Here is a 14,865-nt window from a genome sequence, read left to right as displayed (position 1 = left end):
CTGAGCGTCTGCGTTGTAGGGATCCTACAAAAGCAGCCGTCCGGCGCCGCTATACACCCCGGTGTATAGTCGGCGGCCATGACGATCGCGCTCGCCTTCCTGGCGTTGCTGGAGGCGCGGCCCCGGCACGGATACGAGCTCAAGAACGACTACGACCGGCACTTCGGGCGGGACCGGCCGCTGCACTACGGGCAGGCGTACGCGACCCTCGCCCGCCTGCTCAAGAGCGGCCTGGCCGCGATCGACGGGATCGAGCCGGGCGGCGGCCCGGACCGCAAGCGGTACGCGATCACCGAGGCCGGCGTCGCCGACGTGCAGCGCTGGCTCGACGAACCCGAGGACCCGGCCGCCACCCCGCACAGCACCCTGCACGCCAAGATCGTCGGCGCGCTGCTCACCGGCCGGTCGGCGGGCGCCGTGCTCGACGCGCAGCGGGCCGCGAACCTGCGGGTCATGCGGGAGCTGACCCGGCGAAAGGGCGACGGCGACCCGGCCGCCCAGCTCCTCCGCGACCACGCGATGGTCCACCTGGAGGCCGATCTGCGGTGGCTGGAGCACGCCGAAAACCGGCTCGACGAGCTGACTTCGGCGGTGCGCTAGCGCGTCGTCACGGTCTGTGTAGCGACTGGCGAATCGGTCGGCCCCGGGTCGGATGGTCGGCCGGTGCCGGACACCTCCACCGCGTGCGAGATTGGCGCGCGGACCGGCAAGGAGGTGTTTCATGGACGACGCGCTGCGGGCGTACGGCGACGGCCGCGAGGACGCCTTCGCCGGGCGCCGGAACGTGGGCGCCGCGGAAGACCCGCACACCGGCGCGGACTACCGGACCGGCTTCCTCGACGGCCGCATCGAGATCTTCCGGATGCTCGCCGAGGTGCGCGAGATCCTCGAGGAGAACGGCTGAGCGGCTGGTTCTCCTTCCACTGTGGGCTCCACATCTCGTGTCGAGGTATTGACAAGTATCACTGGATGGTTACGAATGGGTAACATGGCGGGCACCACGGTGGTGTCCGGATTGTCCCCTGAAGGAGACATCTGATGATCAGATCTCTCGGCGGGCGCCTGGCGGTCGGATCCGTCGCGCTCACGCTCGGCGGCCTCGGCGCCATCGTCGCCCAGTCGCCGGCGTACGCTGCCGACTTCTCGGCGCCCTACACCTGCACCGCCCCGGTGCTGGGCACTCAGAACGCCACGATCGACGGTTCACTCACCGCCTCGCCGAACCCGGCCGCAGCGGGCACGCCGGTCGCCTTCGAGCTGCACATCTCGCAGATCAGCCTGCGCGCACCAGTGGCCATCAACTCGTGGAGCATCACCGCGAACATGGATGTCAGCGGCGCGGAGGCAGCACAGTTCCCGGTCACCGGGTCCGGCGGCCGGGTACCCGCGAACCAGCCCATCACCGGTGACCTGGCCGGCAGCTGGACCCCCACCGCTGCCGGCGCTGACGAGGTCCGGGGCGGCGACGTCACCGTCAAGGCCAACGTCGTCCTGCTCGGCACCGTCACCATCGACTGCACGCCCGACGAGCCCCGTCCGGTGGGCGAAACCCTGGCCGTAAGTTGACGCCGCGCTGCCCGTGCGCCCGAGGCGCACGAGCAGTTCCAGTCAGATGGTCCGCCGGCCATGCGCCACTGTAGACATCACCTTCGTGGCCCGGCTCGACGTCATCGGTCGTCGAAGGTCTTTCTCATCTGCTGAGTGACGATGCCGTACCCCGAAGTCTCGTACAGCTGGACCGCTCGGTCGTTGGAACCGAAGACGTTCAGTTCCAACGAGTTGGCCCCCTGGGACCGTGCCGCTTCCTCGGCCGCCTTGAGCAGGGCTCGTCCGTAGCCCGCTCCACGGTGCGGTTCGTCGATCTCGATGAAATAGAGGAATCCACAATCCGGTACGCCCCTGGGATGCGGTCCCAGCCACACCGCACCCACCGGCGTGCCGTCGGGCTTGAGTGCCCGCAGGAACAGCATGCCTGCGGTGGTGCGGCCGTGAGGCAGCAGGCCACGGCGGGAAGCGTGCGCTCGTTGCAGGGCTTCCTCGGCGGGCCAGTTGCCCGCGGCGACCTGCGACGCGGCCATGAATCGGGTGGAGTCCTCGTACCACCGGTCGAACTCGGGCTCTTTCATCTGGCGAACGATCACTTCGGGCATGGTGCGATGCTGGCACACCGGATCGGCGCCTATTTGCCGGCCACCTCGCCGAGGTCTACGACTCTGTCGGCGGCCGGCGCCTTGATGCCGGGAAAGGCTGCGCCGAAGTCGCTGAACACCACTGCCGAGTCACCCTTGCCGACCAGCTGCAGTGGGTACGGCTTTCCGGTCGTCGCGACGTAGAACACCGAGTCGGGATCGCCCGCGTCCTTGAGGCCGATGGCCGAAACGCCGCCGACCTTCTTCTCCTGGCCCTTGCTGAGGGCGCCCGTGGGCTTGAGGAATTCGTCGGCGGATCCGATGGTGAACAGCTCCGCGAACGAGCGGTCCTGGTCCGCTCCGGCAACCCAGCGGTCACCGATTCCCCGGGCCAGGGCCTCGCCCTGCCGGGCGCCGGTCGACATCGTCCAGAACTGCTCGTTCGGCCGGATGTACTTCTTGCCGTCGACGGCGAGCAGTTCGACCTCGGCCTTGCCGAAGGACATGACGCTGGTGAAGTCCCGCCCGTCGACCTTGAGGTCGATGGTCGTCTGCTGGCCGCCCTGGTCGAACCTGCCCTTGGCCCGGTACGACTTCGCCTCGGCGAGCGCGGCCTTCGCCCGCTGCAGGATCTCGTCCGCGCTCAGCGCCCCGATGCCCGTGCCGGTGGGTGCCGGCGACGCCGCGCTCCCGGAGGCGGGCGAGGTGGAATCGGCGTCGTCCGTACAACCGGCGAGCGTCGTGGCCGCGACGGCCAGAGCGATGAGCGCGACTCTGGTACGCGTGCTTCGCAAGACGTCCCGTCCCCGTGATGTTCAGGTGCATCGATGAGCGACGAGAGTACCGTGCGGGGGCCGGCCGAGCGCCGCCCACCCGCAGCCTCAGTCGCCCGGTGCGCAGGTTCAGGAATCCCACTGGCGCCTTTAAGGCTCCCTTATGAAAGTCCGGGCTACGTTCCAGCCGTCAGTGTTGCGACGAGCCGATCGAGGTCCTCATGTTGCCAGTCATGGTCGCCGACATGCGCGCGGGGAGGCGTCCGCGGCGGGCGCGGTCCATCGATGTGCTGGCCGGGCGCAAGGTGGATTACGTGCGGCTCGGCCACGCTGTCGTCCTGAGCTTCTCCGGCGGACCGCAGGTGCTGATCGAGACCGTCGCGCACCTGGACGGGCCGGGCGGGCGGGTCAATATCGAGCCGGGCGATCACCCCTCCGACGTGCTCGCGATGCTGCTCGGTGACACCGTCCGGGCCGCGTGGACGCTTGACAGCGGCGAGCTGCGGATCGCTTTCCAGAGCGGGGCGGAGCTGTCGGTCGGTGCCGACGCCGACTTCGAGTCGTGGGCGATCGTCGGTCCCGGCGGTGTTCTCATGGTGTGCCTGGCCCGCGGTGAGCTGGCGGTCTGGGGTGACGCGACGTCATCCCGGCTGGTGGCCTGAGGAGCTCGGACCCGCGGTGACGCCGCGGGCGGCCGGCAGCGCGGCCGTCAGCTGGTCCGACCAGGCGCGGACCACCCGGGCCCGGCGGCGTGAGTCGTCGGTGAGGACGTCGGCCAGGGCCAGCCCGCGCGCAAGGTCGAGGGTCACCTGGATGAGGCCGCGGACGCCCGGGTCGCTGTCGTCGACCCGCAGCAGGCGTACGGCGCGCTGGTGCACCCCGCGGGCGAAGCGGCGTTCCAGGGGCACGACCGCGGACCGGAGCTCGGGGTCGGCGGCCGCGACCGTCCACACCTGCAGGGCCGCGCGGAAGAGCTCGCCGCCGATCGCGTCGACCAGGCCGGTGACGATCGCGTGTACCCGGTCGGGGGCGGAACCCCCGGGGTCGGGGAGGGCGTCGAGCAGGGCGGCGCGCTCCTCGAACATGTGCTCCAGGGCGGCGAGGATGAGGGCTTCGCGCGTACGGAAATGATGCTGGACCGCCCCGCGGCTGATGCCGGCCTCGGCGGCGATGAAGGCGACCGTCGAGATCTCCCAGCCGTGTTTGGCCAGGCAGCGGATCGTCGTCTCGAGCAGCCGCCGGCGCGTCGCCCGGGACCGGTCCTGCTTGGGCGCGGAGTCGTCAGCCATCGGCGACCAGTACGGCGAGGGGCGTGTCCTGGCTGACCTGCTGGCCGACGCGGACCGGCAGCTCGGCCACCGTGCCCGCCTCGGGGGCGTGCACCACGTGTTCCATCTTCATGGCCTCCAGCCGCAGCAACGGCTGCCCGGCCTTGACAATGTCGCCGACGCTGACCTCGACACGGACCACCGTGCCGGGCATCGGGGCGACCAGTGCCCCGGCCGGCGGCTGCGCCGACGGGTCGGTGAAGCGGGCGACCCGTCGCAGCTCGACCGTGCCCTGGGGCCCGTCCACCACCACGCGGTCGTCGAACCGGCCCACGGTCCAGCGCCGGCGGATGCCGTCGTGGTCCAGCACGACGGCCTCGGCGGTGGCGTCCACCAGGGCGGGGCCGGCCGTACCGGGCAGCTCCAGCCCGTCGCGGCCGAAGCGGTAGCGGACCTCGATCTCGTGCTCGCCCGCGGCGTAGGTGCGGCTGCGGTAGCCGACGGGGATGTTGCGGAAGCCGCTGCGCACGGCGGTCAGCAGCGGCCCGCGCTCCCGGGCGGCGTCGGCCAGCGCCGCGACCAGGGCCGCCACCTCCGGCTCGGGCCCGGTGCCGTCGGTCAGCGCGGCCGGAGGGTGGTCGGTGTAGAAACTCGTGCCGGCGGTCCCGGCCAGGAACTCGGGCTGGAGCAGGCTGGCGACCAGCAGGTCCCGGTTGGTGGTCACTCCGTGCACGCGGGCGCGGCGCAGGGCGGCGGCCAACTGCCGGCTTGCGGCCTCGCGGGTCGGCGCGTACGCCACGACCTTGGCCAGCATGGCGTCGTAGTGGGGGCCGACGACGCTGCCGTCCTCGACACCGGAGTCGAGCCGGATGCCGTCGGCGGCGGTACGCCCGAACCGGGCCGTGACGCCGGGTACGTCGAACGTGACGACGGTGCCGGTCTGGGGGCGCCAGTCGTCGGCGGGGCTCTCGGCGTACAGGCGGGCCTCGATGGCGTGGCCGGTCATGGCCGGCTCCGGACCGGTGAGCGCAAGGCCCGCGGCGATGTCGAGCTGGAGGGCGACCAGGTCGGTGCCGGTGACGCACTCGGTGACCGGATGCTCGACCTGCAGGCGGGTGTTCATCTCGAGGAACCAGAAATTGCCGTCGTCGTCGGCGAGGAACTCCACCGTCCCGGCGCCGAGGTAGCCGACCGCGGCCGCCGCCTCGCGGCCCGCGGCGAGCAGGCGGTCGCGCAGGTCGCCGCCGATCCGGTCGACGAGCGGGGCCGGGGCCTCCTCGATGACCTTCTGGTGGCGGCGCTGCAGCGAGCACTCGCGCTCGCCCAGCGCCCACACCGTGCCGTGCGCGTCGGCTAGGACCTGCACCTCGATGTGGTGCCCCGAGTTCAGGTACCGCTCGCAGAAGACTTCCGGATCGCCGAAAGCGGCGGCGGCTTCCCGGGCGGCGGACGCCACCGCGTCCTTCAGACCGTCGAGGGTACGGACGATGCGCATGCCCCGCCCGCCGCCGCCCGCCGAGGCCTTGACCAGCACCGGCAGCTCGGCCTCGGTGATCGTCGCCGGGTCGAGCAGCTCGAGGACCGGTACGCCGGCGGCGGCCATCCGCCGCTTGGCCTCCACTTTGGACGCCATCGCAGTGATGGATGAAGGGCTGGGGCCGATCCAGGTCAGCCCGGCGTCGCCGACGGCCCGGGCGAAGTCCGCGTTCTCGGCGAGGAAGCCGTAGCCGGGATGGATCGCGTCGGCGCCCGCGCGCAGAGCCGCCTCGATGACGAGGTCGCCGCGCAGGTACGTCTCGGCGGGTGCGGCACCGGGAAGGCGTACCGCACTGTCCGCCTCCCGAACATGCGGGCTGCCCGCGTCGGCGTCGGAGAAGACCGCCACGGTGGCCAGGCCGCGGCGCCGGCAGGTCGCGAAGATGCGGCGGGCGATCTCGCCGCGGTTGGCCACCAGCACGCTCGTGATCATCGGTTCACATCCGGAAGACGCCGAAGGCGTCGGTCCCCTGGACCGGCGCGGTGTGGACGGCGGACAGGGCGACGCCGAGGACGTCGCGGGTGTCGCGGGGGTCGATGATGCCGTCGTCGTAGACGAGCCCGGAGAGGACCATCGGCATCGCCTCGGCGGAGATCTGCTGTTCGATCGCGTGCCGGACCACCTGCGCACCGTCCTCGTCGAAGGGCTTTCCCTGCGCCAGCGCGGACGCCTTGGACACCAGGTACGTGACGTCGGCGAGCTGCTGGGCCCCCATGACCGACGAGCGCGCGCTGGGCCACGAGAAGACGAACCGCGGGTCGTACGCCCGGCCGCACATGCCGTAGTGCCCGGCGCCGTACGAGTTGCCGACGAGCAGCGAGAGGTGCGGCACGGTGGAGTTCGACACCGCGTTGATCATCATGGCGCCGTGCTTGATGATGCCGCCCTGCTCGTACTCCTTGCCGACCATGTAGCCGGTGGTGTTGTGCAGGAACAGCAGGGGGGTGTGGGACCGGTTGGCCAGCTGGATGAACTGGGCCGCCTTCTGCGCCTCGGCGCTGAACAGCACGCCGCGGGCGTTGGCCAGGATGCCGACCGGGAAGCCGTGCAGCTCGGCCCAGCCGGTGACCAGGGAGCTGCCGTAGCGGGGCTTCACCTCGTCGAAGTCGCTGTCGTCGACGATCCGGGCGATGATCTCTCGGGGGTCGAACGGCGACTTCAGGTCGGGCGGCACGATCGTGAGCAGGTCGTCGGCGGCGTACCGCGGTGGCTTCGGCGCGGCCGTCGCCGGACCGGCGGCCTTGCGCCAGTTGAGGCGGGCGACGATCCGCCGGCCGATGCGGATGGCGTCCTGCTCGTCCACCGCGTAGTGGTCCGCCAGGCCCGAGACGCTCGCGTGCATCGCCGCGCCGCCCAGCGACTCGTCGTCGGACTCCTCGCCGGTGGCGGCCTTGACCAGCGGCGGGCCCGCGAGGAACACCTTCGACCGGTTCTCGATCATCACCACGTGGTCGCTCATGCCGGGCAGGTACGCGCCGCCGGCCGTCGAGTTGCCGAAGACCAGCGCGATCGTCGGGATCCCGGCGGCCGACAGCCGGGTGAGGTTGCGGAAGACCGCTCCGCCGGGGACGAAGACCTCCTTCTGCGTGGGAAGGTCCGCGCCCCCGGACTCGACCAGGCTGATCACCGGCAGCCGGTTCTGCAGCGCGATCTCGTGCATCCGCAGGGTCTTGCGCAGCGACCACGGATTGCTGGCGCCGCCCTTGACGGTCGGGTCGTTGGCGATCAGCAGGCACTCGACGCCGCTGACCAGGCCGATCCCGGCCACCACGCTGCCGCCCACGGTGAACGGTGAGCCGTAGCCCGCCAGCGCGGCCAGCTCCAGGAACGGTGAGTCCGGGTCGAGCAGCAACTCGACCCGCTCCCGGGCGGTCATCTTGCCGCGCGCGCGGTGCCGGGCGGCCGCCTTCTCGCCGCCGCCGGCGACGGCCGTGGCGGTCTCGGCCGCGATCTGGCCGAGGGCCTCGAGCATGGCCTGCCGCGCGGCGCGGGCCTCACCGGTGTCCGGCTCGACGGCGGTCCGCAGGATCGTCACTCTTCCTCCTCGCCGGCCGGAGCGGCCAGCAGCGATGCGGGGATGTCCACGTGCCGCGACCGCAGCCACTCGCCGAGCCCCTTGGCCTGCGGGTCGAATCGGGCCTGGTCGGCCACGCCCCGCCCGAGCAGCCCCTCGATGACGATGTTGACAGCTCGGATGCCCGGCAGCCGGGTGATCCGCACCGGCAGCTCCGCCGCCTCCGGCAGCAGCTTCCGGACGGTCCGCTCGGTGATCAGAGAGGCGAGCCACGGGTACGCGGAATCGTCACGCACCCAGACCCCCACGTTGGCGTCGCCGCCCTTGTCGCCCGAGCGTGCTCCGGCGAGGATCCCCAGCGGCAGCCGCCGCGACGGACCCGCTTCGTCCGGTGCGGGGCCGGGCGGCGGGCCGGGCAGGGGTTCCAGCGGCCGGGTCAGCGACGGGGGATCGATCGGGACGACGCTGCCGTCGTCCAGGACCACCTCATGCGCCGCAACGCTCTGCGGCACGAAACCCGCGGTGAATATCCCGTACGGGTGGGCGCGCCCGGGCGGTGCGGTGCTGAAGAAGCCCGGGTACGACGCCAGCGCCAGCTCGACACCGCTCTTGCTGAACGCCCGCCCGACCACCTTCTCGTCGGGGTCGCGGGCGACGACGGTGAGCAGCGCGGACGCCTGCTGCTGGGTGGGCGCGTCCGGACGGTCGAGCCGGGCCAGGTGCCAGGTGAGCTCGGCCGGGTCGGCGGTGCAAGCGGCCTCGAACTGGCGGCGGAACAGCGCGGCCTTCGCCTCGATCCCCAGCCCGGTCAGGACCACGGTCATCTCGTTGCGGTAGCCGCCGATCGAGGTGCGGCAGACCTTGAGATCCGGGGGCGGGGGCTCGCCGCGTACACCGGTGATCTCGACCCGGTCGGGACCCGCCTGCCGCAGCGACACGGTGTCGAGGCGGGTGGTGACGTCGGGACCGGCGTAGCGGGCGTCGCCCACCTCGTACACGAGCTGGGCCGTGACCGTGCCGACGGTGACCGCGCCGCCGGAGCCGGGGTGTTTCGTGATGGCGCTGGATCCGTCGCGCCGGACCTCGGCGATCGGGAAGCCCGGGTGAATCGGGTCGGCGATCTCGTCGAGGAACGGGTAGTTGCCGCCGGTGGCCTGGGTGCCGCACTCGATCACGTGGCCGGCCACGGTGGCCCCGGCGAGCGCATCGAGATCCGTACGGTCCCAGCCGAAGTGCGCGATCGCCGGCCCGACCACCAGCGAGGCGTCGGTGACCCGCCCGGTGACGACGACGTCGGCGCCGGCGGCGAGCGCCCGGGCGATCCCGAAGGCGCCGAGGTAGGCGTGCGCGCCGAGCGGCGAGCCCAGCCCGAGCGCCCCGGCCCGCGCGGTGAGGTCGTCGCCGCGCACCAGCGCCACCTTCGCGGGCAGGCCCAGCTCGCGGATGGCGGCGACCAGGCCGGGCGGGTTGACGCCGCCGGCGTTGCTGACGATGCGGACGCCGCGGTCCAGCGCCAGCCGCAGGCAGTCGCGCAGCTGGGTGAGGAAGGTCCTGGCATAGCCGGCCGCCGGATCGCCCGCCCGGTCCCGGCCCAGGATCAGCATGGTGAGCTCGGCGAGGTAGTCGCCGGTGAGGACGTCCAGCTCGCCGCCCTCGAGCATCTCGCGCATCGCGGCGAGCCGGTCGCCGTAGAAGCCGGAACAGTTGCCGACGCGCAGGCTCATGGGGGTGACATTGGCACAGCGGGCGAAAACAAGCAAGCGTGCTTGTTTTTGGCCGCGGCGCTTCGCTACGGTCGGCGGATGCGGCTCAACGACGACCATCGCGCCTTCTCCGACAGCGTCCGCCGGTTCGTGGACACCGAAGTCAACCCGCACGTCGACGGGTGGGAGGCGGCCGGGCAGGCGCCGCTGCACGACCTTTTCCCCAAGGCCGCGGCCCTCGGCCTGCTCGGCCTGGAGTACGACCCGGCCTACGGCGGCGAGGGCGCCGACCACAGCTTCCAGATGGTCGCCGCCGAGGCGTACGGGCGGATGCACGCGAGCGGCGTCGGGATGGCCCTGGGCGTCCAGGCGATGATGGCCACCCCCTCCCTGCACGAGTACGGGTCCGAGGAGCTGAAGCAGCGCTACCTCGCGCCCGCCGTCGCCGGCACCGCGGTCACCGCCATCGCCGTCACCGAACCGGACACCGGCTCGGACGTCGCGCGGCTGCGGACCCGGGCCGTACGCGACGGCGACGACTGGGTCATCACCGGCCGCAAGGTGTACATCACCAACGGCGCCCAGGCCGACTGGATCTGCCTGCTCGCGCGCACCTCGGACGAGGGCGGCTACCGCGGGATGTCGCAGATCGTCGTGCCCACGGACCGGCCCGGGTTCAGCGTCGTGCGGACCTTCGACAAGCTCGGCAACCGCTGCTCGGACACCGCCGAGCTGGCGTTCGACGGGGTGCGGGTGCCGGTCGCCAACACCATCGGCGAGGTGGGGCGCGGCTTCCAGCAGCAGATGCGGCAGTTCGTCACCGAGCGGGTGTTCGCCGCGTACACCACCGTCGGCCAGTGCCAGTACGCCCTCGACCGCACCCGCGAGTTCATCCGCGACCGTACGGTCTTCGGCACGCCGCTGGCCGACCGCCAGTACGTCGCCTTCCGCCTCACCGAGCTCCAGGCGGAGGTGGACCTGTTGCGCAGCCACAACCTGGTCACCTGCGAGGCGCTGATGGCGGGGGAGGACGTCACCCGGCTCGCCACGGTGGCGAAGCTCAAGGCCGGGCGGCTGGTCCGCGAGGTGGCGAACTGGTGCCTGCAGTTCCACGGCGGCATGGGCTACCTCGAGGAGACCTGGACGGCCCGGCTGCTGCGGGACAGCCGGCTGACGTCGATCGGCGCCGGCGCCGACGAGGTCATGCTGCAGGTGCTGGCCCGCCTCGACGGGCTGCCCGCCTAGCAGGCCGCGGGCCGGCTGACTCGATTTCGCCGGATAATCCTCCGGCCCGCGTACCCGATCGGCACAGTCGTGTCATGTCCGAACATCGCACCGTCTCCCGCCGTACCGTCCTGGCGGCGGCCGCGACCGGCGCCGGGCTGGCGGCGGTCGGCGGCGGCCCGGCGTTCGCGGCCGATCCGCCGGTCAAGCCGGTCAGCATGGCCATGCACATCCACGGCCCGTTCAGCGAGGGCGCGGCCAGCTACGAGGCGCACCTGCAGCAGGCCCGGCAGCTCGGGGTGGACCTGGTGTGGTGGACCGACCACGACTGGCGCATCGCCGCCCACGGCTATCGCCGGGCGGTGCAGTTCGACGACGTGACGGAGCTCGAGAAGGGCATCGCCTGGAACTGGACGCAGCGCAGCGACGGCGCATTGTCCGTCGCGACGGCCGGTTTCGGGGACGGCGCGCTCCGGCTCTCGGCGGTCGGCGCGGCCCCCGAGGGCGGCATCCTCTGGGAGGTCGGAGCGGCGTGGAACTCCACGTACTCCACCTGCATCGCGGACACCGTCCTCAGCCTGGACGTGTTCCCGGAACGCGCGGGGCCGGACGCCACGCTGCTGCTGGAGATGAAGCTGTCGTACCACCCCGCGCGCGGCGGCCGTCCCGCCGGCGAGTACGTCCTGCGGTACCGCATCGGTGCCGTCGACCAGCGCGGCTACACCACCACGGACCTGCTCGGGATCGTCGACGTACCCGCGGCCGCCGGCATGTGGAACCGGATCTCTCTGCGGCTCGCCGACGACATCCGCCGGCTCTGGCCCGACCTGATCGCCGTGGACAACAGCATCCGCGAGCTGCGGGTGGGCGCTGCCGCCGGCGCGGGCCTGGAGGCGGCCTTCGTCGTGGACCGGCTGACGTTCACCCGCGACCGGCGGGCCGGGCAGGACGGCGAGGACATGCGCGAGGAGGTCCTGGCGAACTACGACCAGGAGTACGCCGACGTGAAGCACTACCGCGCGTACGAGATCTCCCTGGTCCGCCACCTCAACTGGTACGGCGGCGACGAGACGCTGCCGGCCTTCCCCTTCCCGCCGGAACGCAACGACGACCCGGCGGCCACCGCCAAGATGATCAAATTCCTGCACGCCCACGGCGGCGTCGTCTGCTGGAACCACCCGATGGACGTGGAGACCCGCGAGGGCCTCGCCAAACTCATGATCGAACGCGACAAGCTCGGCGCCGACCTGGTCGAGATCGGCCGCGACCCGCAGGAGGACCTGCTGTGGGTCTACGACGTGGCCGCGCGCAACGCGCTGTTCTTCACGGCGGTGGGCGCGAGCGACGACCACGACGGCGACGACTGGCTGGCGCAACCCGAGCGGTTCTTGACCTGCACCTGGGCCCCTACCAACCGGCGCGGCGACGTCCTGCCGGCACTGCGCCGCGGCGCCGCCTGGTTCGTCGACCCGCTGTACTACCGCGGCTCGCTCGACCTTCAGGTCGACGCCCACGACGCGATGGGCGCCGTCTACCTCACCAAAGCGGCCAAGGTGAAGGTCGACGCCGTGGCGACGGACCTCCCGGCGGGGTCGGTCCTCGAGGTCGTCACCGGGGTGACCGACCGGGCCGGCACCCGCCGCCTGACCCCGTCCGTGAAGGTGGAGCGCATCCCGGCGGCGTCGCTCGTCACCGGCCGCTACCGGCTCACGGTGAAGCCCGGCTCCGGGGCGTATGTCCGCACCCAGCTCCGGCTGGCCGACAACCGGCTCGCGGCGGCCTCCAACCCGGTCTGGTTCCTGCCGAAGGCGCCACCCCACGGCGTTCCGGCGGACCGCAAACGGTGGCTTCCCGCCTGACCCCCGGGCGCCGCCCGCCGAACCGTAGGATGCCGGGGTCCCGGCACTGCGACCCCGGAGGATCCGCTTGCGTCCGGCGCTGCTTCGCGTCCTGTCCCCGGCACTGCTGGCCGCCGTCCTCGCCACGGCCGGCTGCGACGCCGGCCCCACCCCCGAGGCCGGCACCCCGGCGGCCTCCGGCCTGGCGGCATCCACGCCCGCACCGGCACCCCCGTCGCCCGCCCCGCCGAAGCCCGAGGTCAGCAAGGCCACGCTCGCGTACTTCTTCAAGATCGCCCTGGGTGCCGAGTACGGCGACGATGTCAAGGTCGTCGTCAAATGGTCCCAGCCGGTCGTCACCGTCCGCCTCGACGGCAAGCCGGACACGTCTGCCCGGACCTGCCTCAAGCGCGTCATCGCCGACTTCAACGAGCTGTCGGCCACCACGAACCTGAAACTCACCACGGACCCCACCGCCGACGTCCGCATGTACCTCGGCCCGGTCTCCCGGTTCGCAGCCATCGAACCCAGCTACGTCCGCGGCAACGACGGATTCTTCACCGTCGCCTGGTCCGGCGACCACACCATCAGCAAGGGCACGGTGCTGATCAGAACGACGGGCATCGGCCGGCGGGTCCGCTGCCACCTGATCCGCGAGGAACTGACCCAGAGCATGGGCCTCATGCGAGACGCCAACGACCACCCGGACAGCGTCTTCTACGGCCGCTACTGGGCGACGCCGACGAAGTATTCGGCGCTCGACAAGAGACTGATCGCTCTTCTGTACGGGGGAGCGCTCCAGCCCGGCTACACCCGCAAAGACATCACCGCGGCGGTGACCGTCACCGGCTGAGCAGTCGCTCGACGGCGTCGGCCAGCTCGGCCACAGGCCCGCGGCCATCGAGCTCCACCGAGGCACCGTTCCGTAGCAACGGCTCGACCTCCCGCACGTAGCGCTCGATGTCGCGACCCGGTCCAGCAGAACGTCGAGGGGCGCACTGAGCAGGACGACATGCTCGAAGCGGCCGCAGTTCCTCGAGCAGCGTGCTCTTGCCCGCGCCTGACATTCCGGTCACCAGTACGTGCGTCACCTCCGTGAACTTACTGACGTGGCCGTGTCTGATCATCCCTATCCTCACCCGCATGGGGAGGATCACGAACGTGCAGGCGATGCCGGGGGGCTCTGTGCGGCTCGACCTTCCGCGAGACGGCGGCTGGCGGGTCACGCATCTGCGTCCCGAGGTGAAGAGCCGCCTCGCCGAGCTGTACGGCCTCGCGGCATGGGGCGCGTGGCGAGGTTTCCTGGCGGCGCTGGTGTGCTGCCCGTTCTGGTTGCTGCTCGCCTGGGCCGGCCTCGAACCGGCCGCAGCCGTCACCGGCTGGATCACCGCCATCGGCGCCGTGATGGCGGTTCTCGGCCTGGGAATGCTGCTGACGGATGCGTGGGAGCTCTTCGGAGGTCTCCTGTACGTGATGACAGCCGTACTGATCTCGCCGCTGCTGCTGTTCCCCGCCTTCCAGCGCTCACTGGAGTACACGGTCGAGAGGGACGCGGGCCCGCCGCTCTGGGTGCCGGCGGGTGGTGTCGCCGGGGCATGGCTCGCGACCCGGGGCAACACGGTGGCGGTGACGCTCACCTTCCACGACGGCGGCACGGTCACGTACGAGGCGGCCGGTAGGCCAGGGGTCAAGCTCCACAGGGGATTCAGCCGTATCCTCGGCAACCGCCTGGGCCAGTATCCGCAGGCTCTGTAGCCGGGCAGCCTTCTACTGCTGGGACCGGGTCGTGAGGGCGCGGGCCGCTGTCGTGGCGCGGGCGGCGATGGCGTCGACGGAGCTGGATTTGCGGGCGAAGAACCCGTCCGCGAACAGCGACGTATACCCGTGCGCCACGGCGATCGTCGCCTCGACGAGCTGGACGGCCTCCTGGTACGAAGCGCAGCCGGTGGCCGCCGCGAGGTCGAGCAGGACTGTCATCAGCGCCCGGGTCTGGTCGCGGCGGGCGCCGTCGGGCAGGCCGTTCAGCTCGGCGGCGTAGATCACATGGAAGCCGGCGCCCGTGCCGACGACGTACCGGACGTAGGCGCCCGCTGCCGCGGCCAGGCGGTCGGCCGGGTCTGCGCCTGCCGCGTCGGCGGCGGTGGTGATCGCGGCGCCCAGGTCGTGGGCGGCGGCGGCCGAGACGGCGCCGAGCAGGTGGATCCGGTCCGGGAAGTGACGGTACGGGGCCGCCGTGCTCACTCCCAGGCGGCGGGCGACGGCGGCCACCGAGAAGCGCTGGAGTCCGCCCTCGGCGAGCAGGGCGAAGCTGGTCTCGATCAGCGCCTCCCGGAGGTCGCCGTGGTGGTAGCCCCGGTCCGCCGACACGCTGGCCCTCCC

16 protein-coding genes are annotated in these 14,865 nt (G+C 71.9%); 8 read left to right on the top strand and 8 right to left on the bottom strand.

All coding sequences use genetic code 11. The features are described 5' to 3' along the window. Positions 1–78 precede the first annotated feature (78 nt). The 3 genes from AB0368_RS27245 (at position 79) to AB0368_RS27235 (ending at position 1,566) form a co-directional block, all read left to right on the top strand. Positions 79–600: a PadR family transcriptional regulator gene (locus tag AB0368_RS27245; RefSeq protein ID WP_366156815.1), complete on the top strand. Its 522-nt coding sequence runs from the start codon at positions 79–81 to the stop codon at positions 598–600. A 121-nt stretch (positions 601–721) separates the two neighbouring features. Continuing rightward, positions 722–904 (top strand): hypothetical protein, encoded by a 183-nt coding sequence (locus AB0368_RS27240; RefSeq protein WP_366156814.1) that lies wholly within the window; start codon positions 722–724, stop codon positions 902–904. Between the two features lie 134 nt (positions 905–1,038). Then, a complete protein-coding gene (locus tag AB0368_RS27235; protein ID WP_366156813.1) occupies positions 1,039–1,566 on the top strand; it encodes a hypothetical protein in 528 nt (175 codons plus the stop codon). A 101-nt stretch (positions 1,567–1,667) separates the two neighbouring features. On the opposite strand, the gene AB0368_RS27230 is transcribed toward AB0368_RS27235, so the two are convergent. Beyond that, positions 1,668–2,150, bottom strand: a complete 483-nt coding sequence (locus AB0368_RS27230; protein ID WP_366156812.1) for a GNAT family N-acetyltransferase — start codon at positions 2,148–2,150, stop codon at positions 1,668–1,670. Between the two features lie 29 nt (positions 2,151–2,179). Next, positions 2,180–2,923 (bottom strand): hypothetical protein, encoded by a 744-nt coding sequence (locus tag AB0368_RS27225; RefSeq protein WP_366156811.1) that lies wholly within the window; start codon positions 2,921–2,923, stop codon positions 2,180–2,182. Positions 2,924–3,135: 212 nt separating this feature from the next. Here AB0368_RS27225 and AB0368_RS27220 point away from each other — a divergent pair, with 212 nt between their 5' ends. Next, on the top strand, positions 3,136–3,564 hold the full coding sequence (locus AB0368_RS27220) for a DUF6188 family protein (protein ID WP_366156810.1): 429 nt from the start codon (positions 3,136–3,138) through the stop codon (positions 3,562–3,564). Here AB0368_RS27220 and AB0368_RS27215 read toward each other — a convergent pair. From AB0368_RS27215 to AB0368_RS27200, 4 genes are read right to left on the bottom strand one after another with little or no spacing between them, the layout of a single operon-like run. Continuing rightward, positions 3,544–4,191 (bottom strand): TetR/AcrR family transcriptional regulator, encoded by a 648-nt coding sequence (locus tag AB0368_RS27215; protein ID WP_366156809.1) that lies wholly within the window; start codon positions 4,189–4,191, stop codon positions 3,544–3,546. The genes AB0368_RS27220 and AB0368_RS27215 overlap by 21 nt on opposite strands. Continuing rightward, positions 4,184–6,139, bottom strand: coding sequence for a biotin carboxylase N-terminal domain-containing protein (locus AB0368_RS27210; protein WP_366156808.1), 1,956 nt, complete (start codon positions 6,137–6,139; stop codon positions 4,184–4,186). The genes AB0368_RS27215 and AB0368_RS27210 overlap by 8 nt, the downstream gene beginning before the upstream one ends. 4 nt (positions 6,140–6,143) lie before the next feature. Further along, positions 6,144–7,679: an acyl-CoA carboxylase subunit beta gene (locus tag AB0368_RS27205; protein WP_366156930.1), complete on the bottom strand. Its 1,536-nt coding sequence runs from the start codon at positions 7,677–7,679 to the stop codon at positions 6,144–6,146. Positions 7,680–7,738: 59 nt separating this feature from the next. Next, entirely contained in the window at positions 7,739–9,445 is a 1,707-nt protein-coding gene (locus tag AB0368_RS27200) for an acyclic terpene utilization AtuA family protein (protein WP_366156807.1), read from the bottom strand. Between the two features lie 78 nt (positions 9,446–9,523). Here AB0368_RS27200 and AB0368_RS27195 point away from each other — a divergent pair, with 78 nt between their 5' ends. The 3 genes from AB0368_RS27195 to AB0368_RS27185 all read left to right on the top strand — a co-directional run bounded on the left by AB0368_RS27195 (position 9,524) and on the right by AB0368_RS27185 (position 13,339). Next, complete coding sequence (locus tag AB0368_RS27195; RefSeq protein WP_366156806.1) at positions 9,524–10,669, top strand: acyl-CoA dehydrogenase family protein; 1,146 nt, start codon at positions 9,524–9,526, stop codon at positions 10,667–10,669. Positions 10,670–10,743: 74 nt separating this feature from the next. Then, positions 10,744–12,507 (top strand): hypothetical protein, encoded by a 1,764-nt coding sequence (locus AB0368_RS27190; protein ID WP_366156805.1) that lies wholly within the window; start codon positions 10,744–10,746, stop codon positions 12,505–12,507. Between the two features lie 67 nt (positions 12,508–12,574). Further along, positions 12,575–13,339, top strand: coding sequence for a DUF2927 domain-containing protein (locus AB0368_RS27185; RefSeq protein WP_366156804.1), 765 nt, complete (start codon positions 12,575–12,577; stop codon positions 13,337–13,339). On the opposite strand, the gene AB0368_RS27180 is transcribed toward AB0368_RS27185, so the two are convergent. Further along, positions 13,329–13,577, bottom strand: a complete 249-nt coding sequence (locus AB0368_RS27180) for a hypothetical protein (RefSeq protein WP_366156803.1) — start codon at positions 13,575–13,577, stop codon at positions 13,329–13,331. The genes AB0368_RS27185 and AB0368_RS27180 overlap by 11 nt on opposite strands. A 52-nt stretch (positions 13,578–13,629) precedes the next feature. On the opposite strand from AB0368_RS27180, the gene AB0368_RS27175 reads away from it, so the two are divergent. Then, positions 13,630–14,241 carry a hypothetical protein gene (locus AB0368_RS27175; RefSeq protein WP_366156802.1) on the top strand — a complete coding sequence of 204 codons (612 nt, stop codon included), beginning with the start codon at positions 13,630–13,632 and terminating at the stop codon, positions 14,239–14,241. 12 nt (positions 14,242–14,253) lie between these two features. Here the strand turns inward: AB0368_RS27175 and AB0368_RS27170 are convergent, their stop codons facing one another. Continuing rightward, on the bottom strand, positions 14,254–14,853 hold the full coding sequence (locus AB0368_RS27170; RefSeq protein WP_366156801.1) for a TetR/AcrR family transcriptional regulator: 600 nt from the start codon (positions 14,851–14,853) through the stop codon (positions 14,254–14,256). Positions 14,854–14,865: the final 12 nt, after the last annotated feature.

It is taken from the genome of Actinoplanes sp. NPDC051475, assembly GCF_040689425.1.
GTDB lineage: Bacteria > Actinomycetota > Actinomycetes > Mycobacteriales > Micromonosporaceae > Actinoplanes.
Note: the sequence above shows the minus strand (reverse complement) of the source record. Positions and strands in the feature narration are given on the sequence as shown.